This window comes from Pantoea sp. SGAir0183 (assembly GCF_043545505.1).
On record NZ_CP028053.1, the window covers coordinates 4,260,499 to 4,287,097 of the forward strand.

General features: G+C 54.5%; 25 protein-coding genes and 3 tRNA genes. 9 read left to right on the forward strand and 19 right to left on the reverse strand.

The annotated features are described in order from the left end of the window. Positions 1 to 250: 250 nt before the first annotated feature. Entirely contained in the window at positions 251 to 1,591 is a 1,341-nt protein-coding gene (gene glpT / locus C1N59_RS19825) for a glycerol-3-phosphate transporter (protein ID WP_058708542.1), read from the forward strand. A gap of 41 nt (positions 1,592 to 1,632) precedes the next feature. Here glpT and yigL read toward each other — a convergent pair whose 3' ends face one another. Then, positions 1,633 to 2,433, reverse strand: coding sequence for a sugar/pyridoxal phosphate phosphatase YigL (gene yigL / locus C1N59_RS19830; protein WP_033737375.1), 801 nt, complete (start codon positions 2,431 to 2,433; stop codon positions 1,633 to 1,635). A gap of 54 nt (positions 2,434 to 2,487) precedes the next feature. Then, positions 2,488 to 3,480, reverse strand: a complete 993-nt coding sequence (gene pldB / locus C1N59_RS19835) for a lysophospholipase L2 (RefSeq protein ID WP_006121462.1) — start codon at positions 3,478 to 3,480, stop codon at positions 2,488 to 2,490. Positions 3,481 to 3,594: 114 nt separating this feature from the next. On the opposite strand from pldB, the gene rhtB reads away from it, so the two are divergent. Beyond that, a complete protein-coding gene (gene rhtB, locus C1N59_RS19840) occupies positions 3,595 to 4,218 on the forward strand; it encodes a homoserine/homoserine lactone efflux protein (RefSeq protein ID WP_033737374.1) in 624 nt (207 codons plus the stop codon). A 64-nt stretch (positions 4,219 to 4,282) separates the two neighbouring features. Here the strand turns inward: rhtB and rhtC are convergent, their stop codons facing one another. The 3 genes from rhtC to pldA are packed head-to-tail and all read right to left on the reverse strand — an operon-like array spanning position 4,283 to position 7,644. Next, positions 4,283 to 4,906: a threonine export protein RhtC gene (rhtC, locus tag C1N59_RS19845; protein WP_006121460.1), complete on the reverse strand. Its 624-nt coding sequence runs from the start codon at positions 4,904 to 4,906 to the stop codon at positions 4,283 to 4,285. A gap of 12 nt (positions 4,907 to 4,918) precedes the next feature. Further along, on the reverse strand, positions 4,919 to 6,745 hold the full coding sequence (recQ, locus tag C1N59_RS19850) for an ATP-dependent DNA helicase RecQ (RefSeq protein WP_006121459.1): 1,827 nt from the start codon (positions 6,743 to 6,745) through the stop codon (positions 4,919 to 4,921). Between the two features lie 23 nt (positions 6,746 to 6,768). Beyond that, positions 6,769 to 7,644: a phospholipase A gene (gene pldA, locus C1N59_RS19855; protein WP_033737373.1), complete on the reverse strand. Its 876-nt coding sequence runs from the start codon at positions 7,642 to 7,644 to the stop codon at positions 6,769 to 6,771. Between the two features lie 190 nt (positions 7,645 to 7,834). Here pldA and C1N59_RS19860 point away from each other — a divergent pair, with 190 nt between their 5' ends. Then, positions 7,835 to 8,305: a thioesterase family protein gene (locus C1N59_RS19860; RefSeq protein WP_058708545.1), complete on the forward strand. Its 471-nt coding sequence runs from the start codon at positions 7,835 to 7,837 to the stop codon at positions 8,303 to 8,305. Positions 8,306 to 8,358: 53 nt separating this feature from the next. Here C1N59_RS19860 and C1N59_RS19865 read toward each other — a convergent pair whose 3' ends face one another. After that, the gene (locus tag C1N59_RS19865) at positions 8,359 to 8,832 is read right to left on the reverse strand and encodes a nuclear transport factor 2 family protein (RefSeq protein WP_006121456.1); all 474 of its coding nucleotides are present in this window, start codon (positions 8,830 to 8,832) and stop codon (positions 8,359 to 8,361) included. Positions 8,833 to 9,065: 233 nt separating this feature from the next. Here C1N59_RS19865 and C1N59_RS19870 point away from each other — a divergent pair, with 233 nt between their 5' ends. Continuing rightward, on the forward strand, positions 9,066 to 9,443 hold the full coding sequence (locus C1N59_RS19870; RefSeq protein ID WP_394550115.1) for a winged helix-turn-helix transcriptional regulator: 378 nt from the start codon (positions 9,066 to 9,068) through the stop codon (positions 9,441 to 9,443). A 119-nt stretch (positions 9,444 to 9,562) separates the two neighbouring features. Continuing rightward, positions 9,563 to 10,462: an EamA family transporter RarD gene (gene rarD / locus C1N59_RS19875; protein WP_054688544.1), complete on the forward strand. Its 900-nt coding sequence runs from the start codon at positions 9,563 to 9,565 to the stop codon at positions 10,460 to 10,462. On the opposite strand, the gene C1N59_RS19880 is transcribed toward rarD, so the two are convergent. The 10 genes from C1N59_RS19880 to C1N59_RS19925 all read right to left on the reverse strand — a co-directional run bounded on the left by C1N59_RS19880 (position 10,433) and on the right by C1N59_RS19925 (position 21,117). Continuing rightward, positions 10,433 to 11,485 carry an AbrB family transcriptional regulator gene (locus C1N59_RS19880; RefSeq protein WP_054688546.1) on the reverse strand — a complete coding sequence of 351 codons (1,053 nt, stop codon included), beginning with the start codon at positions 11,483 to 11,485 and terminating at the stop codon, positions 10,433 to 10,435. The genes rarD and C1N59_RS19880 overlap by 30 nt on opposite strands. 96 nt (positions 11,486 to 11,581) lie before the next feature. Continuing rightward, positions 11,582 to 12,535 (reverse strand): magnesium/cobalt transporter CorA, encoded by a 954-nt coding sequence (gene corA / locus C1N59_RS19885; protein ID WP_006121454.1) that lies wholly within the window; start codon positions 12,533 to 12,535, stop codon positions 11,582 to 11,584. Between the two features lie 167 nt (positions 12,536 to 12,702). Then, on the reverse strand, positions 12,703 to 12,759 hold the full coding sequence (gene ysgD / locus C1N59_RS19890; protein ID WP_349887138.1) for a YsgD/CorL family protein: 57 nt from the start codon (positions 12,757 to 12,759) through the stop codon (positions 12,703 to 12,705). 67 nt (positions 12,760 to 12,826) lie between these two features. After that, positions 12,827 to 14,989, reverse strand: a complete 2,163-nt coding sequence (gene uvrD, locus C1N59_RS19895) for a DNA helicase II (RefSeq protein WP_039339236.1) — start codon at positions 14,987 to 14,989, stop codon at positions 12,827 to 12,829. Between the two features lie 54 nt (positions 14,990 to 15,043). After that, on the reverse strand, positions 15,044 to 15,760 hold the full coding sequence (yigB, locus tag C1N59_RS19900; RefSeq protein ID WP_033737361.1) for a 5-amino-6-(5-phospho-D-ribitylamino)uracil phosphatase YigB: 717 nt from the start codon (positions 15,758 to 15,760) through the stop codon (positions 15,044 to 15,046). Further along, the gene (gene xerC / locus C1N59_RS19905; protein WP_033737359.1) at positions 15,757 to 16,662 is read right to left on the reverse strand and encodes a tyrosine recombinase XerC; all 906 of its coding nucleotides are present in this window, start codon (positions 16,660 to 16,662) and stop codon (positions 15,757 to 15,759) included. Before xerC ends, yigB begins: the two co-directional genes overlap by 4 nt. Continuing rightward, the gene (locus C1N59_RS19910; RefSeq protein ID WP_006121450.1) at positions 16,659 to 17,363 is read right to left on the reverse strand and encodes a DUF484 domain-containing protein; all 705 of its coding nucleotides are present in this window, start codon (positions 17,361 to 17,363) and stop codon (positions 16,659 to 16,661) included. The genes xerC and C1N59_RS19910 overlap by 4 nt, the downstream gene beginning before the upstream one ends. Beyond that, a complete protein-coding gene (dapF, locus tag C1N59_RS19915) occupies positions 17,360 to 18,184 on the reverse strand; it encodes a diaminopimelate epimerase (RefSeq protein WP_033737412.1) in 825 nt (274 codons plus the stop codon). The genes C1N59_RS19910 and dapF overlap by 4 nt, the downstream gene beginning before the upstream one ends. 29 nt (positions 18,185 to 18,213) lie before the next feature. Beyond that, positions 18,214 to 18,423 carry an LPS translocon maturation chaperone LptM gene (locus C1N59_RS19920; RefSeq protein WP_033737356.1) on the reverse strand — a complete coding sequence of 70 codons (210 nt, stop codon included), beginning with the start codon at positions 18,421 to 18,423 and terminating at the stop codon, positions 18,214 to 18,216. Positions 18,424 to 18,558: 135 nt separating this feature from the next. After that, positions 18,559 to 21,117: a class I adenylate cyclase gene (locus tag C1N59_RS19925; RefSeq protein WP_033737355.1), complete on the reverse strand. Its 2,559-nt coding sequence runs from the start codon at positions 21,115 to 21,117 to the stop codon at positions 18,559 to 18,561. A 311-nt stretch (positions 21,118 to 21,428) separates the two neighbouring features. Here C1N59_RS19925 and hemC point away from each other — a divergent pair, with 311 nt between their 5' ends. From hemC to hemY, 4 genes are read left to right on the forward strand one after another with little or no spacing between them, the layout of a single operon-like run. Beyond that, positions 21,429 to 22,370: a hydroxymethylbilane synthase gene (gene hemC / locus C1N59_RS19930; protein WP_394550116.1), complete on the forward strand. Its 942-nt coding sequence runs from the start codon at positions 21,429 to 21,431 to the stop codon at positions 22,368 to 22,370. Further along, positions 22,367 to 23,095, forward strand: a complete 729-nt coding sequence (gene hemD / locus C1N59_RS19935) for a uroporphyrinogen-III synthase (protein WP_394550117.1) — start codon at positions 22,367 to 22,369, stop codon at positions 23,093 to 23,095. The genes hemC and hemD overlap by 4 nt, the downstream gene beginning before the upstream one ends. 24 nt (positions 23,096 to 23,119) lie before the next feature. Next, positions 23,120 to 24,253 (forward strand): uroporphyrinogen-III C-methyltransferase, encoded by a 1,134-nt coding sequence (gene hemX, locus C1N59_RS19940; RefSeq protein ID WP_375093958.1) that lies wholly within the window; start codon positions 23,120 to 23,122, stop codon positions 24,251 to 24,253. Between the two features lie 2 nt (positions 24,254 to 24,255). Further along, complete coding sequence (gene hemY / locus C1N59_RS19945; RefSeq protein ID WP_033737352.1) at positions 24,256 to 25,452, forward strand: protoheme IX biogenesis protein HemY; 1,197 nt, start codon at positions 24,256 to 24,258, stop codon at positions 25,450 to 25,452. A gap of 802 nt (positions 25,453 to 26,254) precedes the next feature. On the opposite strand, the gene C1N59_RS19950 is transcribed toward hemY, so the two are convergent. From C1N59_RS19950 to C1N59_RS19960, 3 genes are all read right to left on the reverse strand, one after another. Beyond that, positions 26,255 to 26,331 (reverse strand) — tRNA-Pro (locus C1N59_RS19950). Between the two features lie 21 nt (positions 26,332 to 26,352). Next, positions 26,353 to 26,439 (reverse strand) — tRNA-Leu (locus C1N59_RS19955). Positions 26,440 to 26,455: 16 nt separating this feature from the next. After that, positions 26,456 to 26,531, reverse strand: a tRNA-His gene (locus C1N59_RS19960). Positions 26,532 to 26,599 lie beyond the last annotated feature (68 nt).

The window sequence follows — 26,599 nt, forward strand, 5'->3', positions numbered from 1 at the left end:
TGCCGGTCAGGCTTTTTATCTTCTCATCGGGCATATCCTGTCAGCAGAAAAATGTGCGCATCAGCGCATCGGCCTGAGCTTTTTGCGCCAGATTGTCATAAATCTGTAACATATTTGTCATTCATCACAGTAAAGCCATGTATCTCTGTCTATTCTCTGCGCGAAATGGCGCATCCCGATCGCCGTTTTCTTGAGTTTTGCCCAACCTGCCGGGAATCAAAATCATAATGCGCCCTGGAGGGCCGCCGCTATGTTGAGTATTTTTAAACCTGCACCACACCAGCCCCGGGTCGAAGATCATCGTATCGATCCACGCTACCGTCGCCTGCGCTGGCAAATCTTTATCGGAATTTTCGTTGGCTATGCGGCCTACTATCTGGTTCGAAAGAATTTCGCCCTGGCGATGCCCTACCTGGTTGAACAAGGCTTCTCACGCGGCGATCTGGGTTTTGCGCTTTCAGGCATCTCCATCGCCTATGGCTTTTCCAAATTTATTATGGGTTCGGTGTCAGACCGGTCGAATCCACGGGTCTTCTTACCTGCCGGCTTAACGCTGGCGGCTGCTGTAATGCTGATTATGGGGTTTGTGCCCTGGGCAACCTCCAGCATTATGGTGATGTTCGTACTGCTGTTCATCTGTGGCTGGTTTCAGGGAATGGGCTGGCCGCCCTGCGGACGCACTATGGTCCACTGGTGGTCACAAAAGGAGCGCGGCGGCATCGTTTCTGTGTGGAACTGTGCGCATAACGTCGGCGGCGGGATTCCGCCCCTGCTGTTTCTGCTGGGGATGGCGTGGTTCAACGACTGGAAAGCCGCGCTATATATGCCCGCCTTCGGGGCGATCGCCATTGCGATTCTGGCCTTTGCCCTGATGCGCGATACGCCGCAATCTTGTGGATTACCGCCGATTGAGGCCTATAAAAACGACTATCCGGTGGATTACAACGAAAGTCATGAGGAAGAGTTCACTGCCAGACAAATCTTTATGAAGTATGTCCTGCCCAACAAACTGCTGTGGTACATCGCTCTGGCAAATGTGTTTGTCTACCTGCTGCGTTACGGCATCCTCGACTGGTCACCGACCTACCTGAAAGAAGTAAAGCATTTCACGCTTGATAAGTCCTCCTGGACCTACTTCTTTTATGAGTATGCGGGCATTCCCGGTACGCTGTTGTGCGGCTGGATGTCAGACAAGGTCTTTCGCGGCAACCGTGGTGCGACAGGGGTGTTTTTTATGACGCTGGTTACCGCTGCTACCGTCATCTACTGGCTAAATCCGCCGGGCAATCCCGGTGTGGACATGGCCTGCATGATCGCGATTGGCTTTCTGATTTATGGACCGGTAATGCTCATTGGTCTGCATGCGCTGGAGCTGGCACCCAAAAAAGCGGCTGGCACGGCTGCCGGGTTTACGGGGCTGTTCGGTTATCTGGGTGGCTCAGTCGCGGCCAGCGCCATTGTGGGTTATACCGTCGATTATTTCGGCTGGGATGGCGGATTCATCGTGATGATTGCCGGCGCCGTTATGGCGGTAGTGCTGCTGCTGTTAACCATGATCAGTGAGCACCGGCATAAGCAAAAAAGGGCATAACGGATTTGCCAGAAGGCCGGCTTACCGGCCTTCTTTTCGGATTACGACAGATAGAGTGTTCTCAGCGTCTCCGGGACGGCATCCTGGGCATTACTGCCAATCACTTCCAGTTCAGGTAAGGTGTCTTTCAGACGCTGATGGGCGTTAGCCATAATGCAGCCTTTGCCTGCCATACTCAGCATTTCGACATCATTCATACCATCACCAAACGCAATACAGTCTTTAAGCGTAAAGCCTAACTGTTTTGCCACCGCTTCCAGGGCATGGCCTTTTGACACGCCGCCTGCCATCACTTCGAGGCAGGTCGGCAGCGAAAAACTCACGTTAACCCTGTCGCCCCAGCGTGCTTCGATGGCCTGCTCCATAGGGACAAGGTGTTCCGGTTCTTCACAGGTAAAAAAGACTTTGCTGATGCCATCCGTCGGCAGCATGCCCGGCTCATAAACCTGATAGTGAAAATCGGACTCGCGAAAATAATCCTTCTCCGCCGGACTGCAGCGGCTGACAAACCACTCATCGTCGCGATAAACATGCGTCAGCACGTCCGGATGATGATACTGCAGACCAAACAGATCGTGGGCGATGTCCGCGTCCAGATTGTGGCTAAAAACCAGCTCCCCTGCCGGATTGTGAACGCGCGCGCCGTTTGACGTAATCATGTAAGCCGGAATCCCCAGCTTGTCACGCATTTGCCCGACATCGATGTGATGACGGCCTGTGGCAAAAATAAAGTGAATGCCCTGCGCGACCAGTTGCTGAAGCGTTTCGCGCGCATTGGCGGTCAGGCGATGTTCGGGAGAAAGCAGTGTGCCATCCAGATCGGACACAACAATGTGGTACATGAAAACCTCGGGTATCGGTGTCGGTTGGCCGTAGCCGGTAATGTAAATTGCGAACTAATGCTGCGATAAAAAGAAATCGACGATGGTATTGAGCGCTTCGGCGCGCATGCTGTCCTTTTCAAACAGGATCTCGTGGCGCGCGCCGCTGATAACCTGCGGTGTCCGGCCCTGACAGGGGTGACCGGCTGCCGCCATCGCGTCACAAAACAGATCCTGCGAGCGATTATCCACCACGCTGTCTTCACTGGCCTGCAGCACCAGCAACGGAGTCGTAATGTTATCCACCTGGCTCAGAATATTGCGCCCGGCATGAATCCCTTCTCTGACCCAGTGATACGTAGGTCCGCCCACGCGAATAGCCGGATCATCCGCATAAAAACGCAGACTGCGGCGGTAGCGCTCATGGCTGTGCGTTAACCGGTTGATGCCGAAAGGGTGCGCCCGCCAGCGCCCTGTGCCTAATGCATAACCCTCACGCACAGCGGGGCGCTTTTCCGCCCAGTCAAGAATCTTATGCGCCAGAAAAGCGGGTAACGGCAACGCAATCCCAAACATGGGAGCCACCAGCGCGGCGGCATGAAATGCACCGGGCTGACGCGCCAGGAAGAGCGTCAAAATCGCGCCGCCCATCGAATGAGCCAGTGCATAGCGCTGCTGATAATGACGGCTCACAATCTCTTTGAGATAAAGCGTTTCGAGGTCATCAACATAATGGCTGAACTCCACCACATGCCCGCGGTGAGAGTCATCCAGCAGACGATCCGATCGCCCCTGACCGCGATGATCGAGCACGATCACATCAAAGCCGCAGTGAAAAAGATCGTAAGCCAGTTCGGGATACTTAACGTAGCTTTCGATGCGCCCCGGCACGATAAGGATGACGCGTTTATGTTGCGGTGAAATGAACCGGACATAGCGCAATGTCAGGTTTCCAACGCCAGTGAATTCGCACTCTTCACGGCTGTGCCAGAAATCAAGCAGTGGACCAGTAGCAAAGGCGGCAAAGGCCTTTTCGCGTCGCAGCCAGCTTGCCCTGTGTTGCTTCATCCGCCCTCCTGATTGCCGGAAAAAAAGAGTCTGAACGGCCGCATGATGTCCATGGCTCTGCGCAGCATTCTGGCGTATTGTGTCACACTTCAGACGAGACCGGGAGTACAACCCATGACCATCGAATGGTGGCTGACCTACCTTCTTACCACCACAATTCTGAGCCTCTCACCCGGCTCAGGCGCGATTAACACCATGAGCACCGGCATCAGCCACGGTTATCGTGGTGCCGTCGCCTCCATCTCCGGGCTGCAGGTAGGGCTCGCGCTGCATATCGCCCTGGTAGGGGTGGGTCTTGGCGCGCTGTTTTCTCAGTCGCTGCTGGCGTTTGAGATTCTGAAATGGGCCGGTGCCGGCTATCTGGTCTGGCTGGGTATTCAACAGTGGCGGGCTGCCGGCGCCATTGATCTCAACGCGATGTCAAAAGCGATGCCGCGTCGCCGCCTGTTTAAACGGGCTGTCATGGTGAACCTCACCAATCCCAAAAGTATTGTGTTTCTGGCCGCGCTGTTTCCGCAGTTTATCCTTCCTCATCAACCCCTTATGCTGCAGTATCTGGTTCTGGGCATAACCACCGTACTGGTGGATATCGTGGTGATGATTGGTTACGCCACCTTAGCGACGCGCATTGCGGGCTGGATCAAAGGCCCTAAACAGATGAAGCTGATGAACCGTATTTTCGGGGGATTATTTATTGCGATTGGCGGACTGCTGGCCAGCGCAAGGCGAATGGCCTGATGTACACCTGCAGCCGCACGACAGAGCATACTGTCGGCGGCCGCATAAAGCCGGTCTGGCGACCTTAGCGTGACAGGATAAGATGAATGCCAAATCCGGCGAACAGTACGCCCGCCATGCCATCCACCCACTTCGCGGCACGCTGATATTTATCCCGCATCCATGGCAAAGCAAAAATTGCGGCGACCAGAGAAAACCATGCAAAGGTTTCGACGCTAATCAACACAAACAATCCCCAGCGCTCCAGCCCACCGACATCGTTACCGATAAATAATGAGAAGACGCTACCAAAATAGATCACCGCTTTGGGGTTAGAGAGATTGGTTAACAACCCTTTGATAAAGCTCATGCCTTTCTTTGGCAGATCGACGACAGGCTCCTGCTGTACCGGCTGCTTATGACGTTGACGCGCGGAACGGATCAGCTGCCATCCCATCCATAACAGGTAAAGCCCGCCACCGACCATGATGATTTGATGCAGCCAGGCCATTTTTTGCAGGATCAAATGCAGGCCCATTAACGCCACCGCTGCCCAGATCATGACCGCCAGCGTAATGCCCAACACACCCAACATCGCTTCTTTGCGCGAACGGCTGGCCGCCGTTTGCGAAACGAAAAAGAAATCCGGGCCGGGGCTCATGAGCGCAACAAGGTGGACCAACGCAATCGTGCCAAACAATATCAACATGGTAATGCCTCTTTACTCTTCATCAAGATGCTCTTTAATCATCAGCAAAAAGGGCTTACCGAAACGTTCGAGTTTACGGTGACCGACCCCATTCACGCTCAACATGTCTGACGCACTGACCGGCATCTGTTCCGCCATCTCCAGCAATGTGGCGTCGTTAAAGACCACATAGGGTGGAATGTTCTCTTCATCCGCTATCGCCTTACGCAGCTTGCGGAGTTTGGCAAACAGCTTACGGTCATAGTTACCCCCGTAGACTTTTGCCGAACTGCTACTTTTCGGTCTGGTTGTAATGAGCCGTGGTACCGCCAGCATCAGCGGGACTTCACCGCGCAGCACCGGTCGGGCCGCTTCGGTAAGTTGCAGTGCAGAATGCATGGCAATATTTTGGGTGACTAACCCCAGATGAATCAGCTGACGCAGCACACTCACCCAATGCTCATGGCTGTTCTCTTTACCCAGCCCATAAACCGGCAGCTTGTCGTGACCCTGTTCACGGATACGATGATTGTTCGCGCCGCGCAAAACTTCAACGATGTAACCCATGCCAAAGCGCTGGCCGACACGGTAAATACTCGAAAGCGCTTTCTGGGCTTCAACCAGACCGTCATAGCGCTTAGGCGGATCGAGACAGATATCGCAGTTACCACAAGGTTGCTGCCGCCCTTCACCAAAGTAGTTCAGCAGCACCAGACGGCGACAGGTCTGCGCTTCAGCAAAGGCGTTCATGGCATTCAATTTATGCCGCTCTATGTCCTGCAGCGGGCCGGGCTGTTTCTCTTCGAGACATTTACGTAACCAGGCCATATCTGCAGGATCATAAAGCATCATCGCTTCCGCAGGCAGGCCATCACGACCCGCACGGCCGGTTTCCTGATAGTAGGATTCGATATTGCGGGGAATGTCGAAATGGACCACAAACCGCACATTGGGTTTGTTAATGCCCATGCCAAACGCCACGGTGGCGACCACAATTTGCAGATCGTCGCGCTGAAACGCTTCCTGCACGCGGGCGCGCTGCGCGCTGTCGATACCGGCATGATAGGCACCCACGCTGAGACCGCGGCTCTGCAGGCGCGCGGCCGTGTCCTCAACTTTTGCCCGGCTGTTGCAGTAAATGATGCCGCACTTGCCCCGCTGATCCTGTACGTAACGCAGTAACTGTTCGGTGGGTTTGAATTTTTCCACCAGCGTATAGCGTATATTAGGTCGATCAAAACTGCTGATTTGAATCAGCGGGTCCTGCATATGCAGCAGGTTGACGATATCAAGGCGGGTGGTTTCGTCGGCGGTCGCCGTGAGCGCCATAACCGGCAGATCGGGAAAGCGCTGACGCATCTGCCCCAGTGCGCCGTACTCGGGCCGGAAATCGTGTCCCCACTGAGAAATGCAGTGCGCCTCATCCACCGCCAGCATCGCAGGCTGCCAGTGCGCCAGGCTTTCCAGGAAGTTATCCATCATCAGGCGTTCGGGCGCAATATAGAGCAACTTTACGCGTCCGTTTCGGCAGTCCGCCATGACGTTTTGCTGTTGCTCGCGGGTCATGGTCGAATTGAGACACGCCGCCGCAACACCATTTGCCAGCAGCTGATCCACCTGATCTTTCATCAGCGAGATCAAGGGCGAGACGACCAGTGTCAGCCCTTCACGCACCAGCGCGGGGATCTGATAGCAGAGTGATTTCCCGCCGCCGGTTGGCATCACCACCAGGCAGTCTCGCCCATTCAGCGCTTCATTGATAATGGCCTGCTGACCGGGACGAAACTGCTGGTAGCCGAAGGTATCCTGTAATACCTGCTGCGCCAACGCTTCCTGATTAAGAACTGCCGAGGTTGCCACTGTGATCCTGACTTGATGGTTAATTAAAATAAATCGTTGAGTGTCACGCCCACACCGACGCGTGTCTGACGATGGTTGTAGTCAATAAGGGATTCGCCATAGCCGCTAAACAGTTGCGTATAGAAACGAACGTGTTGGGTGATCGGATAACTCCAGCCCAGCGTAGCGCCGCCGTAGCCGCTATTCCAGTTATAGTTGCCTTCAACGCTGAAAATACTGTCGCCCATGGCGTAACCTAACTTCGCACGATAATAACCCATGTATTTGGTGATATCGGGGTTGTCGTCATTATTCGCGCTTTCTGAAATACGGAACCAGGGCTTGATCTCGGCCAGGAAGTTACCGTTCTGCGCCATCAGACGAGTATAAACACGGTTCCAGCTGCGTGAGGTCGGATCGCTGCGGCCGTTAGACTGATGATTCACACCGACCTCAACGTCACGCAGTGTCCAGCCGGCAAACGAGTAATCGGTCGCCCAGCCCAGGAAAATCTGTGGCTCATAGTTCGTCTCACGGAAAGGCGACGACTCTTTTTTATTGGATAACTGCCACCATGAGCGCTGAGTATAAGACGCCGCTAATACGGAGTTGTCACCGACGATGCCACGCCACAACGGAAATGCCAGGCTGAGCTGGAATTTCACTTCATCTTTACGTGCGTTTTTTGCCCAGTTGTAAGAGGAAATCGCCTCTTTATTTATGTCGCTGGTATAGGTGTAAAGCAGATAATTATTTTCGTAAGGATAAAGCACAAACGGGTTGTCGTGCTGCTCCAGCAGGTTGGCAATGATGCTGCCTCGCACCTGCGGTGCATCGTGAACATGTTTAATTGTGGCTTCGTCCGCCTGCGCCAAAGCAGGAAGTAACATTGCCGCCAGCAAGGCGCGATGCTTACGCATAGGATTCTCCGGTGAAAACTGCGTATTCATAAAAGCGAATGGGTGTTGTAAAAAGCAGGACATTCTACACACAAAAGTGGGTGAACATCAGCGCTGATTTCCTAAACTGGAAACCCTGTCGAGCGAAGCATAGAATAAACATCTTATTAACATCTACAGTTCAATTACCAGCTGTTCAGGACTAAACACCATGTCATCCGTGCTATTGACTCAGCAGGACGCTCGCCGCCTCGTCGGTGAAATTTTTATTTATCACATGCCGTTTAATCAGGCGCTGGGTCTGGAACTGGATCGCCTGGAAACCGATTACGCAGAAATCAGTTTTGCCAACAAAACCATGCTGGTGGGCAATGCCGCCCAGCACATTCTTCATGGTGGTGTAACAGCAGCGGTACTGGATGTCGCCGCGGGCATGGTGTGCGTAAGCCATGCCTTGACACGTGATGAGCAGATAAGTGAAGACGTGCTGCGCCAGCGACTGTCCCGTATGGGGACGATTGATATGCGGGTGGATTATCTCCGTCCCGGACGGGGCGAGCGCTTTATTGCCAGCAGCCGTTTACTGCGTGCCGGCAATAAAGTCTCTGTGGCGCGGGTAGAATTACATAATGAGCAGGGCCTTTACATTGCCACCGCAACCGCGACCTACCTGACCGGTTAAGCGAATCGACGCGTGGCACCGTTCAGGCCCTGCCACACAGTATCCTGACTGCCTCAGAACATCGTATTGGTATTCGCTGAGGTCGCCGGTACGGCCTGAATCACATCCCAGTGCTCGACAATTTTGCCGTTTTTCACGCGGAAAATATCCGTAACAGCCTGACCACGATCGTGTTCACCATTGGTCGAGTGAACATGCAGCCATACCAGATCACCGTCGGTTGCACTGCGAACGATGCGCGCTTTTGACTGTGGGTTTTTGCTGAAAAAATCGCTGAAAAAGTTAACCAGCGGTGCCTTGCCATTCGGCACCCCGGGATTGTGCTGGCGGTAATCGTCCGCCACGACCCGGGCCGCTTCTGTCACCTTGTGCTGATTGAAAAATTGATTATAAAAGTTGATCACCAGCGCACGATTGGCCTCTTCCACGTTAAGATCGCGGCCTTCTTTCGGTTGTACGGCGTACCCAGCGCTCGCTGTCAGGATACCTGCCGTCAGCAGCAGGGTTTTCAGAAAGGTTGCCATCATTTTTCTCCTTGCTCATTCGTTACAGCGCTAACCGCTCCGCGCCAGAGGATTACTTCATACAGGGTGCCGGGCATGGCCCGGACGCGCCATCAGGTTTTGATATCACACCAGGTCACAAAAATAGACTGTTGTCGCTGCGGATGGTACATTCGCGCAAAATGGATAACAAGACGTCACTTTGTGCTGACTCAGTCACATGAAAGTGACTATTACAACGTGCAGGAACCCTTTCCATGTCTGTGTCATCCCCTAACACATTCAGTTATGAACAGCCTTGCCCCATTCGGGATGTACTTGACCGGATTGGCGATAAATGGAGTTTGCTGATTCTTGAGGCGCTGGCCGAGCGCACGCTGCGCTTCAATGAGCTGCACCGCCATATTGGCGATGTCGCTCGTCAGGTGCTGTCACGAACGCTGAAACGGCTGGAGGTGGACGGCTATATCCTGCGGACTCTTTATCCGGAAGTGCCGCCACGGGTTGAGTACAGTCTGACAGAGTTAGGTCGTTCTTTTCTTAAACCGATGCAGCAACTGATTGCGTGGGCGGATGACAATCATCAGGCCATTTGTCTTTCCCGCCAGCTTGCCCGTGAGCAGGACAAAGCCTGACCCTGCCTGTTGCCAGATCGGGCTACAGACATGACGGGGACTGCGGTAACATTGCGGCCCTCTGTCACGCCGCTTTCTCTCAGTGACTTTTGGTACAGAACGAACTTTCAGGATGATTTATGGATACCCAGCAAACCCGTCAGGGAATAGGTTTTGCGCTTGGCGCTTATTTCATATGGGGCATTGCACCTGCCTACTTCAAATTAGTTAAAGCCGTCCCTGCGACTGAAATCATGACGCACCGGGTAATCTGGTCAGCCTTGTTTATGCTGCTGTTGATTACGCTTAGCCGCAGCTGGGGGCAGGTCAGAAGCGTCGTGCGCCAACCCAAAAAGGTCTTGCTACTGGCGCTGACCGCCGTCACGGTGGGCGGTAACTGGCTGCTGTTTATCTGGGCGGTGAATAACCAGCATATGCTAGAAGCCAGTCTGGGCTATTTTATTAACCCTTTGATTAACGTTGTGTTTGGTATGGTTTTCCTGCGCGAACGTTTTCGTCGTCTGCAGTGGCTGGCTGTGGCGCTCGCTACCGCTGGCGTCCTTTTGCAGCTGTGGCAGTTTGGTTCGGTGCCGGTGATTGCATTAGGCCTGGCCTTCAGCTTTGCGTTTTACGGCCTCATGAGGAAGAAAATTCAGGTCGATGCCCAGAGCGGTATGCTGATTGAAACGCTGTGGCTGTTTCCGCTGGCCGCGCTGTATTTATTTGGTTTTGCAGACAGCAGTACCAGCCATCTTACCGCCAATCCCGCCAGCCTGAATCTGTTGCTGATCGCCGCAGGTATTGTGACCACCATTCCGCTGATGTTCTTTGCCGCAGCCTGTGCCAGGCTGCGCCTGTCGACGGTTGGCTTCTTTCAGTATCTTGGCCCAACGCTGATGTTCTTACTGGCGGTGCTGTTTTATGGCGAGACCATCACGCCGGATAAAATGCTGACGTTTGGCTTTATCTGGCTGGCATTGCTGGTCTTCATTCTGGATGCCGTCGTGTTTTCAGCGCGGGGCCGACTGCGCAAAGCGTGAAAGAAAACGCGCCATTGCCGGGCCGGTCAGGAGAATGGTGAATAACCGCAGGGTTTGCATCGCCATCACAAACGCCATATCCACTCCGCTTCCGGCCGCAATGATCGCCACGGTGTCCAGGCCACCTGGACTGGTGGCGAGATAGGCGGTCATCAGGTCAATATGGAGTACGCGCGTCAACATCCACGCCAGTCCGCCACACAGCAGCATCAGGCCGAAAATGGACAGCAGCATTTGCGGCAGGGTACTCAGCGCCAGTTTGAAAATGGGTCGGGTGAAGCGCAGCCCCACGCTCCAGCCGATCAGCGCGTACGCCAGGGCAAGCAGCCATTCAGGCATCTGAAGCACGGCTGTTCCGGTAGCGTGCAGCGTAGCGCCAATCAGCGCAGGCACCAGCAACGCGCCGGACGGAATGCGTAACCAGGGGCCCAGCCAGGCGCTGCCGATCACCAGGCAAATCGTCAGCAGAAAACCGCTGTTCAATGCAGGAAACCAAACCAGTGATCCCGCATGAGCGCCATCGCCCAGGCCGATGCGAGCCACCATTGCTGCCGCGCCCGCCACAAACAGAACGCGCAGATACTGCATAAAGGCGACCAGACGCACATCCGCGCCGAATTCTCCCGCCATCGCCACCATGGCAGAAGCACCACCTGGTGACGATCCCCACGCGCCGGTCGGGCCGGGAAGCTGACTAAACCGAACCAGCAAAAAGCCCGACACACCGCTGGCCGCCAGAGTCAGCAGCAGTACCGCTACCACGACGGGCCAGTCCTGTAACAGCGGCGTTAAAATGGACGGTGACAGGCTCTGTGCAATCATACAGCCCAGTACCGCCTGCGACAGCAGGAACAGCCGCTTGTGGATGCGCAATGTGGCACCGGATAACCCCATCATCACGCCCACAATCATCGGGCCCAGTAACAGGGCGGCCGGAACATGAAAATACTGGAAGAGTGCGCCAAGTAATACCGATGCGACCAACAACAGTAACCACTGCACGCGCAATGAAAGAGAGGCCATAAAAGTTAATTTTTTGTGAAAATGGAGCGGGTAGATTACGCAGAATTGTGCCAGCAGGCCAGCGAAATGGGCCGGTTGACCGGCCCTGACAGACGATTACAGCCAGTTCTTGCGTTTGAAATAAAGATAAGGCGCCAGACCGGCAAGCATCATCAGGCAAATCGCACCGGGATAGCCAAAGCTCCATTTCAGTTCAGGCATAAACTCAAAGTTCATGCCGTAGCTGGAGGCCACCAGCGTTGGCGGCAGGAAAACCACGGAAACCACCGAGAAGATCTTGATGATGCGGTTCTGCTCGATATTAATAAAGCCCATCGCCGCCTGCATCAGGAAGTTGACCTTCTGGAACAGGGACTCATTGTGAGGCAGCAGCGATTCGATATCCCGCAGGATTTCGCGCGCCTGCTCCAGTTGATTGCCTGGCAAACGGGCTTTTCGTACCAGGAAGTTAAGCGCTCGCTGCGTATCCATCAGACACAGGCGCACTTTCCAGCCGATATCTTCCAGCTCAGCTAACCGCGACAGCGCCTGATCGTACTCCTCGCCCTGCTGACCTTCCATAATCACGCGGCTAAGCTTTTCCAGCGCGCTATAGATGTTTTCAATCTCATCCGCCAGCTGTTCAATTTTGGTCTCAAACAGGTCGAGTAGCAGCTCGTAAGCGTTACCGTCAATCAACGTCTGGTTGCGGGCTCGCATGCGGTAAAGACGAAAGGCAGGAAGCTCCCGCTCGCGCAGTGTATATAAGCGTCCTTCGCGAATCGTAAAGGCGACCGTCGAGTTGCCGGCATGATCTTCGGCATCTTCAAAAAAGAAAAAGGAGTGGATGTGCAGGCCATCTTCATCTTCGAAGAAACGCGCTGAGGCTTCGATATCTTCCAGCTCAGGGCGCGTGGCCAGGCTCTGCCCCAGCTCGGACTGAACACGGTCGCGCTCGCCTTCCTCAGGCTCGACCAGGTCAACCCACACTGACGTGGTCAGTTTATCGCTTTCTTCTTCCAGTTCCAGACGCGTCAGGCGACTGTTATCAAGTTTAAATGCGCTCAGCATAGCAAGACTCCCCATTGCAGACTTTATGGGACAACGTTGTAAGGCGGTCGGAACAGATAACCGCGAACCTGAACACGGAGAAACGATAAATCAGTGCTGACTCGTGCGACGGATCAAAAAGGGAGGTCGCTGATAACCGCTAAGGCTACCAGCGTAATGAGATAGCCTTAGATGTTATTCCTGAAAACCAGGTTAATGAGCCAGCATCGACTGGGCGTGTCCAAGGCATTGTCCTCTCATGATAATAGTGCGCGCATGTTACGCTGAGACGAAAAAGTCGTCAACCGGCGGCTAGACGGTTTCCAGTTTGGCGTAGGCAGCCACCAGCCACTTGATCCCCTGCCCCTGAAATGCCACCTGAAGGCGGCTGTGTTCCCCGCTACCTTCCAGATTCACGATGGTGCCTTCACCAAACTTCGCGTGACGAACGCGCTGTCCCAGAGAGAACCCCGTGTCGCTTTTGCTGATCGGTGTGCCCATGCGCTGATGGCTGACCGGCCGCGTAACGCTGGCGCGTAACCGGACTTCTTCAATACAGTCTTCGGGCAGCTCACCGATGAATCGCGAGGGGCGATGGTAAACTTCTTTTCCGTACAGACGGCGGGTTTCCGCGTACGTCAGCGTCAGTTTCATCATGGCACGTGTGACGCCAACGTAAGCCAGGCGGCGCTCTTCTTCCAGCCGTCCACCTTCGTCCAGCGCCATCTGGCTGGGGAACATGCCTTCTTCCATGCCGACGATAAATACCTGACTGAACTCCAGCCCTTTCGCAGAGTGCAGCGTCATCAGTTGCACCGCATCCTGCCATTTGTCCGCCTGCCCTTCGCCGGCTTCCAGCGCGGCATGCGACAGGAAGGCCTGAAGCGGCATCAGGTCTTCATCTTCATCCTGATAGCTAAACTGGCGCGTGGCTGTCACCAGCTCCTCAAGGTTTTCGATACGCGCCTGGCCCTTTTCACCCTTTTCCTGCTCGTACATCAGCCACAGACCGGAATCCTTGATGACCCGATCGGTCTGCACGTGCAGTGGCATTTCGGCGGTTTCGCTTGCCAGTGAATCCACCAGCTCACAGAAACGTTGCAGGGCAGAGGCGGCACGGCCGGCGAGCGCGCGTGACTGAAGGAGTTCACGCGTTGCCTGCCATAAGGTGATCTGCTGTTCGCGGGCCGTCTGACGCACCACATCCAGCGTACGATCGCCCACGCCACGTGTGGGCGTATTGACCACGCGCTCGAAGGCCGCATCGTCGTTGCGGTTGGCTATCAGACGCAGATAGGCCAGCGCATCTTTAATTTCCTGGCGCTCGAAGAAGCGCATGCCGCCGTAAATCCGGTAGGGCATACTGGCCTGCAGCAGGGCTTCTTCCAGCACGCGCGACTGGGCGTTACTGCGGTAAAGAATCGCGCAATCGGCCAGCGCATTGCCATTTTCCATCCAGGCTTTAATGCGATTGACGACAAAGCGCGACTCATCCAGCTCGTTGAAGGCGCAGTAAACCGAGACCGGTTCGCCATCGCTGCCATCGGTCCACAGCTCTTTGCCGAGTCGGCCATTATTATTGGCAATCAGGGCGTTAGCGGCTTTCAGAATCGTGTTGGTGGAGCGGTAATTCTGCTCAAGACGAATGGTATCGGCACCGGGAAAATCCGTCAGGAAGCGCTGAATATTTTCAACCTGCGCCCCGCGCCAGCCATAGATGGACTGATCGTCATCACCGACGATAATGACTTTGCTGCTGTCGCCCGCCAGCATACGAATCCAGGCATACTGAATGTTGTTCGTATCCTGAAATTCATCCACCAAAATATTGCTGAAACGCTCACGGTAGTGATTCAGGATAGGGGGCTTGTTTAACCACAGTTCATGGGCCCGCAGCAGCAACTCGGCAAAATCGACCAACCCGGCACGATCGCAGGCTTCCTGATAGGCCTGATAAATGCGCAGCCAGGTCTGTTCTACCGGGTTGCCATAGCTTTCAATGTGCTTCGGCCGTAAACCTTCATCTTTCTTGCCGTTGATGTACCACATGCCCTGACGCGCAGGCCACTGCTTCTCATCCAGATTCATCGCCTTAATCAGGCGTTTGAGCAGGCGCAGTTGATCTTCACTGTCGAGGATTTGGAAGTCCTGCGGCAGCCCCGCGTCGAGATGATGCGCACGGAGCAGACGGTGCGCAAGGCCGTGAAACGTGCCAATCCACATACCGCCCTGACTGGTGCCGATCAGGTGCTCAATACGGTGACGCATTTCTGCCGCCGCCTTGTTGGTAAAGGTCACCGCCATAATGGAATAAGGTGAACAGTTTTCAACGGACAGCAGCCAGGCGATGCGGTGCACCAGAACGCGTGTTTTTCCACTGCCCGCGCCCGCCAGCACCAGCAGGTTGCTGCGCGGTGCCGCAACGGCAGCACGCTGTTTGTCATTCAACCCGTCGAGCAGTTCAGAAACGTCCATAAGCACCAATAAGTCAGAGAATGCGAAGCATAAGACTGGATAAATTTACAGCCATTATAACAGCGAGGTCAGTGATGCCAACTGTGAAATTTCAACGTGGGGCAGAAGACGGGCATCGTCAATGTGCATCAGATTCCCCTCACGCAGGTTAATCCAGCAGGCTTGCATGCCATAACGTAACGCGCCGGCCACATCCGTAGTGAGATCGTCACCGACGTGAAGAATACTGCCCGGGGCGATATTCAGGCGTTGCGCGGCAAGGTGATACATATCCTGCCACGGCTTCGCGCGCCCGTCTGGGCCAGCACGCAGTGAAAACTGGAAGTAGGCTGACAGGCCGAGCTTTTCAGGCTGCGCGTTACCATTCGTAATCGCTACCAGCGGGACTTTTTTCGCCAGCGCTTTCAACGTGTCATGGGTTTCCGCCGGCATCGCCACCTGGCTGCGCCAGTGATGGAACACCTCCATGATCTGGGCGGCGCCCGCTGTCGCGTCTGCTGCCGTTAAGCCCGCGTCAGTCATAAGCAGCTCTATCGTACGACGGCGCCATTCTGTCACATCGTGATAAATGTCAGGTTCACGAAGTCGCAGTTGATTGCGCAGCGTCGCCACATCATCCGGCGTCACGTCACGCAGTGCAGGATGAAAAGCCTGCAGAGCGGCATGCGATGCTTCTGTGGTTTTACGTATGACCGGATAGTTGTCATACAGCGTGTCGTCTAAATCAAAGGTGATCGCTTTGATGGCACGCAGCGGGCGATAGAACTTCATTCACTCTTTCCTCGTTTGGCGCGGGGATGCGCAGCATCATACACCGAAGCCAGGTGCTGGAAATCAAGGTGGGTATAAATTTGCGTCGTCGACAGGTTGGCATGACCAAGGAGTTCCTGCACCGCGCGCAGATCGCCACTGGATTCCAGCAGATGGGTTGCAAAGGAGTGACGCAGCTTGTGCGGATGAATATGGCTGTTCACGCCCTGTTTAATGCCCCATTCGGCAAAACGTTTTTGAACATTACGGGCAGAGATGCGCTTGCCCCGGCTGGAGAGAAACAGCGCATCGTCGTCGGCGTTAAAGGCGAGACGGTGCGGCAGCCATTGCTGTATCCAGTTGACCGCCGTGCGTCCAATCGGTACGCGCCGCTCTTTATTGCCTTTTCCTGATACCCAGACTTCTCCCGCCTCAAGATCAACATGGCGGCAGTCCATATTGACCAGTTCGGACAGGCGAAGCCCTCCGCCGTACATCACTTCCAGCATGGTACGATCGCGTATTGCCAGCGGATCGTTAAGATCGATTTCCAGCAGTTGATTAACTTCATCGACGTCGATATTTTTGGGCAGATGGCGGCCATTACGCGGTGTGGCAATGCCTTTCGCCGGGTTGGCGGGCAGCATGTCCTGGCTCACCTGCCAGTCAAGAAAACTGCGTAGCGCCGAAAGCCGTAGCGCCAGACTGCTGGCGGCCAGGCCTGCCCGACGGCTGCGGGCAGCCATACTGCGTACCATGGCGGGATCGAGTTGCGACCATGCGCCGACCTTCATTTCATCGGCGATGCTCACCAACGCCTCTAGCTGGCGCGCATAGCTGCTCAGCGTTAACGGGCTGAGCTGGCGCTCAACCTTCAGGTAGCGCAGAAATCCGTCAACGGCCTCCTGCAGCACGCTGCTCATGCGCGCTCCACCCAACGTTCCAGTAATTCCGGCATCATCTGCGAAAGATGCTGTAGCAGTAAGGTTCCCATGCCCGATTGATAATGCAGGCTGTCGCGACTGCTGAACATGATGATGCCGAGTTCACCCTGTTCGCCCATCAGTGACATGGCCACCGAGCCGATGGCTTTCGCCTGGGGCAGCAGTAGCAGCAGTTCGGGGCCATTAATACTGCCGAGATAGTGCTGTTCATTACCGAAGCGCTGAATGCGCAGCGGTTCAAAGGCCTGGCGCGCCAGGCCAAGCTGCACAAAATCAGAGGGCGCGCCCAGCCGCCACTTATCGTTAAACAGGCGGATATTGGCCCCGGCCAGGCCCAGCTCACGCGCCCAGCGATGCAAGCGGTTCAGCATATCCTGCAGTGAACTCGCGGCGGCAAGATGGCTTTGCAGTGCAAGCAGGCGGGCAAAAAGTTGCTGGTTCGCCGTGGCCTGCTCCATCAGCAAGGTGATTTCTTCTTCCAGCCGTTGAATATGGTTGCGCTGGCGCGCCATGTGCCATTCCACCAGCGAAACGCTGCCGCGAACCGGATGCGGTACGGCCATCTGTTCGACCTGGCGCGCATTACGCATAAAGAAATCAGGATGCTGTCGCAGATAATCACTGACGGCCTCATCGTCCAGCAGAGGTGTGTTTTCCACCTGCTCTTCGACATTTTTCATAAGTGAATAAACCCATCGTAGACATGTGTGGCCGGGCCGGTCATAAACAGCGGCTGTCCGGCACCTTTCCAGGCGATGTGTAACGTACCGCCTGGCAAATCAACGCGCACTTTCTGGCTCAGAATCCCCTGCTGAATGCCACAGGCCACCGCTGCACAGGCACCGCTGCCGCACGCCTGCGTTTCGCCCGCACCACGTTCGTAAACACGCAACCGGATATGTTCAGGGTTGATGATTTCCATAAAGCCAACGTTGACGCGCTCAGGAAAACGCTCGTGGCTTTCCAGTATCGGTCCCAGCAGCTCGACCTGTGCGGTTTTGGTGCTTTCGACCTGAATCACGCAATGGGGATTTCCCATGGAGACGGCACCAAACATGACCGTCTGCTCCGCCACGCGAAGCAGGTACAGGTTTTCAGCCTTGTTAGCGCGGAAAGGCACCTGCTGGGGCTCAAAATTGGGCTCCCCCATATTCACGCGGACCAGCTCGTCGGGCGTAACGCTGAGCACCATTCTGCCCGCCTGGGTGCTGACGCGAATGTCGCTTTTATTGGTCAGGCCTTTCAGCTGGACAAAGCGGGCAAAACAGCGCGCCCCGTTACCGCATTGCGCCACCTCGCTTCCGTCCGCATTGAAAATACGGTAGTGGAAGTCGAGATCGGGATCATAAGGCGGTTCGACGATCAGTAGCTGATCAAAACCCACCCCTAAATGGCGATCGGCCAGCCGGCGGATCAGTTCCGGCGAGAAAAAGACGTTTTGCGTCACAGCATCCACAACCATGAAATCGTTGCCGAGACCGTGCATTTTGGAGAACTGCATTTTTTGCTCCGCCGGATACGCCATAAGAATTATTTCATTTGTGAGCTTGAATCACCGGTCACCAGACCGCCCACATCCGCTTTAGAGGCCTCGGCTTTCTGCTTTTGCGTGGGCGCTGACGTGGGCGCGGCTTGTTTTGGCGTTTCCTGCGGTGGGAAGTAGAGCGGTCCTTTCAATCCACAGCCTGCAAGGCTTGTTAATGCCAGTGTCATTGCTAACAGGCTTATCGCTTTCTTCATTCTTTATGCTCTTCATGTCCTGTGTCCTGGATGCTTATCATCGCAGTTGAAGTTGGAAAAGCAACAGGAAATCCCAGCAATTCACGCAAGCCTTGTGGCAGGCCCTGGCAGAGCGCCACAAGCCTCCGGCAGAACTCAGTGCATCTGATAGCGTGGTTGATAGTCGTTGTTGTCGTTATCGGGCTGTGAGGCGCACAGCGCCGTTAATGTCTGATTCCTGAAGGGAATCACCTGATAACGGTCGCCCACATTCACGATTTGGTAAAACTGCGGCAGGTTGAAATTGATAAAGCTTGAGCCGTAGGTAAAACGATCGTGTGACGACGAGTAAAAACGGCTGACATCCCGCACCAGCTCTTCTTTGCTGCCTTCACAGTGGTGGTAGACCTCAACGCGGTTACTTTCATCCAGGATATAGATATTGAAGCCGCGATCGTCAGTGGTGTCTTCAAAGAAGAACTGAATGATCCCTTCGCTGGCGTAGCCATTGACCACCGGCGGCAAAGGCGTCTGATTGGACTCAACCTTGATCGACAAACCGTGCAGCTTGTTATTGGATATGGCGCCATAGAACTCAACGGCGTTTTCCAGTTTCTGCACCGAAACCCCCATGCGTTCAAAGAACAGACCCCAGGTCTGGCCGGCCATGCGTAATGCCTTGAACCGGCCCGGCTCCTGACGCGTACTGGAAAGGCGCAGTTCAATACATTCAGACACCAGTTGCTGCACACGGGTACGAATCAAGCCGCGCAAATGCTGGCTATAGCAGAAAACCTCCACCGTATCTGGCGGTGAGGCATCCTGATGCATTTTACCCAGGATGGTCTTCAGCCCTTCTATCATCGCCTGCTCGCCACTAAAGTGCAGCGTACGCACTTCATTCCATGAGTTACGGTACAGCAGGTCAATGCTGCCAATTAAACATTGCTGCTGCTGGCCAAAGCTGAAGACATCGAGCTTACGGAAATCAAAATGCACCACCTGGTTACGGAACGCCGAGGTCGGATCGTGCTCAAGGTTAACGATGATCGCCAGGTGACGAATTTCGCAGGGGCTGTAGAGCGCTTTGGGCGTGGGTGCAGGCAGGCGCAGCGGGAAATGGCTGGAGACATCATCAACCAGCTCCTGCAGGCGCGCCAGATCACACAACTCGTTGCCTTTGATATGCAGACGGGTTTTGCTGGTCAGCAGACCATTGAACCATGCCCAGGCCACCAGCTTATTGAGATAGCGATTATATTCCAGCGGCTGGTGACTGATGATCGAGCTCATATCCGGCGCCTGATTATACAGATACCAGCCTGGACGATTGGCGCGGCCCGCCGGCACATGAATAAAGGTCAGGTTGGATTCGGACAGGTCGGGGGAAATCTGCGGATTAACCAGCGTCACCTTGCCCGGCAAAGCCTCAAAGGCAGCGTACAATTTACGGGTCAGCACGCCGATATCCTGCGGGCTGGCACTGACGCTTAAATTGTTGCGGCGGGCAAAGCGGATAAGATTGCGATAGCTTTGCATCATGGCATCGAGCAACTCATTATGCGCTTCGCGGACGCGTTCGATTTTCCATTCGGCACGGTTGTCCAGAATAGCGAGCTTTTCGTCGTCCCAACCCCAGGATTTCACCAGCTGCGACAGAATTTCACGACGCCAGCCGCTACGTTGCTGATGGTCATCCGTACTGAGTTTTTCGCATACTTTCAGATAGAAGCAGCGGCGTACTAAATCGAGCCGCGGCTGATCGTCGATACTGGTGAGATAATGCGTAACGCGCTCCAGCATCATGCAGTAAGGATCCAGACCGAAACAGACGATCTCGCCATCGTGCAGTCGCTGTTTGATGTCCATCGCCAGCAGTTTAGTGTCCGGGTATTCCCAGCTGTAGGCTTCAAGCAGCAGCGTTTTCAGGACTGCTTTGTAAGGTGAGTCGATACTTTTATACAACTGCCACAGGCTGGCACCAAAATACTCTTCCGCTGACAGGGTACTGAGGCCGCCTAAATCAAGCCACTCGTTGGGCGTGAGCACGCCTTTCGCGTAGAGTGACATCACATAGTCATCATAGTGATGCTCTTCTTCGCCCGGCACCATATTCCACAGGATACGTTTACCTGCCATGCGCACGGCTGTGCGGTAGAACTCGTCCAGCAGCAGTATATGCTGAGTGGAACCGCAGTCCTCACCGCCAAGATTCCCGCTTTCGTTATGGCGGAAGCGGTTTTCATCGATCAGGAAGAAGCTGACTTCGATGCCCATGGAGGCGCACCATTTTTGCAACAGCGCACATTTGCGCTGCAGATTGAGGCGCTCTTCATTATCCAGCCAGGATTGATGGCACACCCAGATATCCAGATCGGACACGCTGTTTTGTCCAACAGAGGAGGTACTGCCCATCGAGTAAATACCGGTAATGGGCAGTTCGCCTTTTGGCGCGTCAACCAGGGTAAGTTCTTGCTCGCCTGTTAACTCGGCCAGTAGCTGCAGTTGGTTTTCATCAGGCGTGAAGACGTTGATGCCATGTGGAACGTTACCTTTGAGGTAACCCGGCATCAGCGGATGTTGATAATGTAATAAGATCGGCAGCAGACTGTAGACTCGCTGAAAAGCGGGTCCCATTGCAGCCAGCGCGCGATCTACGCGCAGCTGGTTAATTGCATCCAGTCTCTGTTTCAGTGTCTCAATATAGAGGTACAAGACGTTTCGCCTGGTTGTCCTGGAGTTAAGCACCCTGCTTCCGCTCTCTGCCACTTATTATAAAGATGTCGTGCAGATTATTGCTGGAAACGTGATCAATCTATCACTCGCCGGATTGACCGTAAAGAAAGTTACGCTACCGCTATTTTAGCACGGTTTCGTCTACTTTTCGCACACCCAACGAGCGGCCTGCGATTACTGCCTGATATCTCAGGTTTAATCTGCGGGCGGTTCTTTTCAATCCGTTGAAACTGACAGCCTTCCCTCAACGATGATAGGATATTCGATGAACGATCTAAATGGTTAACGGCATGTTAAACAAAATTTTCAGAATTGCTACACGACAAAGCCCTCTTGCCATGTGGCAAGCACAATATGTACAGCAGCGTTTGATGAGCGCCCATCCGGGTTTGCAGGTTGAACTGGTGCCCATGGTGACCAAAGGCGACATCATCCTGGATACGCCGCTGGCTAAGGTGGGCGGTAAGGGGCTGTTTGTCAAAGAACTTGAGCAGGCGATGCTGGAGAACCGTGCCGATTTGGCCGTGCATTCGATGAAAGATGTGCCCGTAGCGTTCCCGGCAGGCCTGGGCCTGGTCACCATTTGCCAGCGTGATGACCCACGCGACGCCTTTGTCTCAAATCATTACGCGTCGATTGACGATCTTCCTCATGGCGCGGTGATTGGTACGTCCAGCCTGCGCCGTCAGTGTCAGATCAGTGCACGCCGTCCCGACTTGGTCATTCGCTCGCTGCGCGGCAATGTCGGCACGCGGTTAAGTAAGCTTGATAATGGCGACTATGACGCCATTATCCTTGCCGCCGCCGGCCTTAACCGCCTGGGGCTAGAAGCGCGAATTCGCCAGCTCCTGCCGGCTGAAATTTCACTGCCAGCCGTCGGCCAGGGTGCGGTGGGCATCGAATGCCGCCTGGATGACAGCACCTTAATTGGGTTACTACAGGCACTGAATCATGATGATACGGCTGTCTGTGTCAAAGCTGAGCGCGCCATGAATACCCGTCTGGAAGGCGGCTGCCAGGTGCCTATCGGCAGTTTTGCGGTGCTGAATGGTGATGAGCTCTGGCTCCGGGGGCTGGTTGGCGCGCCGGACGGCAGTACCGTTGTAAGCGGCGAGCGCCGCGGGCCACGGTCTCAGGCCGAGCAGATGGGGATCTCGCTGGCCGAAGAACTGCTTAACAACGGTGCGCGTGAAATTCTGCACGACGTTTATCAGGGACAACCCCCCGTATGACGATTCTGGTCACGCGCCCGGAACCCGCAGCGGCAGAGCTGGTCTCCCGACTGCACGCCCAGGGTAAACAGGCGTGGAGCCTGCCCCTGATCGAATTCGCGCCGGGAGCTGACCTGCCCTCATTACCGGCTTCGCTAACCACGCTGCGCCGGGGCGATATGGTCTTTCTGCTCTCGCAGCAGGTTATCCACTATACACAGCATGCTGTCAAAGCATGGCCCGCAGACCTGGACTATTATGCAATTGGTCGCAGTACCGCGTTAGCGTTTCATACAGTGAGTGGCTTACAGGTGACCTGGCCTCATGCACAGGAAAACAGCGAGGCGCTGATCAAGCTGGCCACGTTGCAGCAGGTGTCAGGTAAACGCGCGCTTATCCTGCGTGGCAATCAGGGCCGCGAACTGCTGTCAGAAACGTTGATGGCACGGGGCGCGCAGGTCTTCTATGCCGAGTGTTATCAGCGCTGCCAAAAACATTATGACGGTGCAATCGAAGGCCGCCGCTGGCGCGATCGTCATGTTTCTACGCTGGTCGTCACCAGCGGCGAAATGTTGCATCAGCTGTATTCGCTGTTCCCCGAGGTCGATCGCGAGGAATGGCTGCTCCGCTGCCGACTGATTGTCGTCAGCGAACGTTTGGCTTCTGTGGCCGCCAATCTTGGTTGGCAGGATATTCACGTAGCCGAAGGTGCCGATAACGATGCGCTACTGCGCGCGTTATGTTGAACTTAACAATGGGATGTGCCAGATATGACGGAACAAAAAGACACCTCCGCCGTGGTTGAAGAAACTACACCAGCGGTTGATCGCGATGCTTCTCTTCAGGAACAACCACCCCGCAAGCAAAAGAACGGCGGCATGATCCTGGGAGCGGTCGCGATCGTCATCGCTCTGGCGATTGGCGCAGGTTTATACCTGAACGATAAACACCAGGCCGAATTGCAGGCACAAACCAATCAGAGTCTGAGCGAACAGCTTGCCAAGCTACAGCAGCAGGCAAACAGCGATAAACAGCAGCTTTCTCAGCAGCTGAGCACCACAGAAAAAGCGTTAGAGACCGCTCAGGCACAACAGGCGGCTTCTGAGAAAGCGCTGCAGGCGTTGCGCGAAAAGTTAGCCTCCATTTCAGGAAACGACGTGCGCAGCTGGCTGGTGGCTCAGGCAGATTATCTGGTGAAACTGGCGGGTCGTAAGTTGTGGAGCGATCAGGATGTCACCACGGCCGCAGCGTTGCTGAAAAGCGCTGATGCCAGCCTGGCAGATATGAACGATCCCAGCGTCATGAATGTGCGTCGCGCGTTGACGCAGGATATCAGTACGCTTTCGGCTATCTCCCAGGTGGACTACGACGGCATTATCCTGAAGCTTAATCAGCTATCAAACAACGTGGATAATTTACGTCTGGCCGATAACGACAGCGATGACGCGCCGATGGACAGCGACAACGGTGAACTTTCTGGCTCTATTCGCGAATGGCGTCAGAACCTGGTGAAGAGCTGGCACAATTTTATGGATGACTTTATTACCATCCGTCGCCGGGACAACACTGCCCAGCCCTTACTGGCCCCGAATCAGGACGTTTACCTTCGCGAAAACATTCGTTCTCGTCTGCTGATCGCGGCCCAGGCCGTGCCGCGTCATCAGGAGGAGATCTACAAGCAGTCGCTGGAAACCGTCTCAACATGGGTGCGTGCCTGGTATGATACGAACGATGCCTCGACAAAAGCGTTTCTGGCCCAGTTGGATGAACTTAGCCAGCAAGATATCAATATGGATCTGCCAGACAGCCTGGAAAGCCAGCCGTTGCTTGAACAACTGATGCAAACGCGCGTGCGTAACCTGATGGCACAACCCTCTGCCGCCGCAAACCAGCAGGGAGGCTGATCATGCTTAAGGTATTTATCCTCTTTGTCCTGTTGATTGCAGGGATTGTGCTGGGGCCGATGATTGCCGGCCATCAGGGTTATGTGCTGATCCAGACCGACAACTGGAATGTGGAAACCAGTGTGACCGGCCTTGCCATTATCCTGATTATCAGTTTGTTAGTGATTCTGGCGGTGGAGTGGCTGCTGCGTCGCCTGTTTCGGACGGGTGCCCGCACCCGTGGCTGGTTTACCGGGCGCAAGCGCCGTCGTGCACAGCGCCAGACACAAAACGCCCTGCTTAAACTGGCAGAAGGTGATTTCAGGCAGGTAGAAAAGCTGCTGTCCAAAGACGCCGACCATGCTGATGTTCCTGTCGCAAACTATTTGCTCGCGGCAGAAGCGGCTCAGCAACGAGGCGACGAAATGCGGGCTAATCAGCATCTTGAACGGGCAGCTGAACTGGCTGGTAATGATGTTATCCCGGTCGAGATTACCCGAACCCGCATCCAGCTGGCGCGACATGAAGATCACGCTGCCCGCCACAGTATTGATCGTTTACTCGAAGTGGCTCCGCGTCATCCGGAAGTCTTGCGCCTGGCCGAGCAGGCTTATATTCGTACCAGTGCCTGGAGCGCCCTGCTTGATATCCTCCCGTCCATGGAAAAAACGCAGATTGGCAGTGAAGAGCACCGCGCTGCGCTGCAACAACAGGCCTGGCTGGGTCTGATGAATCAGGCGATGGCCGATCAGGGCAGTGAGGGATTAAAACGCTGGTGGGGAAATCTGAGCCGTAAAACACGCCATGAGACCTCGTTGCAGGTGGCGATGATTGACCATTTGATTGAGTGTGACGATCACGATACCGCTCAGGAGATTCTGCTGGATGGGCTGAAACGTCATTACGACGATCGTCTTGTCCTGTTGATGCCGCGCCTTAAAAGCGGTAACCCGGAAGCGCTGGAAAAAGCGTTACGTCAGCAAATTAAGCAGCATGGTGCCACGCCTTTACTGCACAGCACCCTGGGTCAGTTGCTGATGCGCCATGGTGAATGGCAGCAGGCAGCGGAAGCCCTGCAACAGGCGCTGGCACAGCGCCCCGACGCTTTTGACTACGCCTGGCTGGCGGATGTGTATGATCGTCTGCGCCGTCCGGAAGACGCCGCAAAAATGCGTCGTGAAGGTCTGTTACTGACGCTAAAGAACAATCCCGATGCCTGATCTGTTAAAACCGGGTTCGCCCGGTTTTTTTACGCCCACAGGTTGAGACAAAAAAAAACACCTGCCGAAAGCAGGTGTAAAATCAGGTCGGTTTGACAACCGAGAGGTACCCGACTCAACGTGGTGTCTGTTAATCCTGTAAGGCTTTCGCGATACAGGCAGGCAGACAACAGGTACCCAAAATTGGCTCTGCGTCATTCCCAGGTTTATGTAGCCGAAGCAAACATAAGAGGTGGAATGAGCATCTACGCGTTAATTATTGCATAATCCATGCCAGTTGCGCTTTTTATTTTTTTATTAAATTAAAACAAAGAATTAGCAATAAATAATTTTATCACTCTTTGCGCGCAGCCTGGGAATTGTCGGGATAATGCGACACAGCACTCGCTTTACGTCGCAAATAAGCGACACGTAAAGTAAAGGCGCGTCAACTTCATTTAAAACAATGTGTTAAGCGTCTCAATTCTGCGACAACCGCTTAATCCCTGTTTCCGCAGAACTACCGTAAGCAAATCAGGCTGGACAGACGAGCAATAGCGCCGCTTACGGCGGAAACGCAAACCAAATTTCTTTCTCACCACATCTGACCAGAAACCGCTCTCACAGATGAACATCGTCCTTTCGGCAAGACGATAAACCTGTTTGTGCAGATCGTTCTGGTGAGAGAAGACTATGCTTCCTGTGCAGGTTTTTGCGTTCGCAACGTTGCCTCGCTTCGCCCGGCACAAACCGCCTTCGGTGGTCTTCACCCTCTTTTGTACGGACGAAAAAAAACCTGTCTTCTCAGACAGGTTTCTAAAAATGGTCGGCGAGAGAGGATTCGAACCTCCGACCCACTGGTCCCAAACCAGTTGCGCTACCAAGCTGCGCTACTCGCCGATTTTTTTAATTTCTTTTGCCTGGTGCGAAGAGAGGGACTTGAACCCTCACGTCCGTTAAGACACTAACACCTGAAGCTAGCGCGTCTACCAATTCCGCCACCTTCGCGTATCCCAGCAAAATCTGGGGTGGCTAATGGGACTCGAACCCACGACAACTGGAATCACAATCCAGGGCTCTACCAACTGAGCTATAGCCACCACTGTACTGAATGTTGTAAGTCAAACCTACAGCATTTAAATCTTTCTACCTAACGCGGTACTGATAC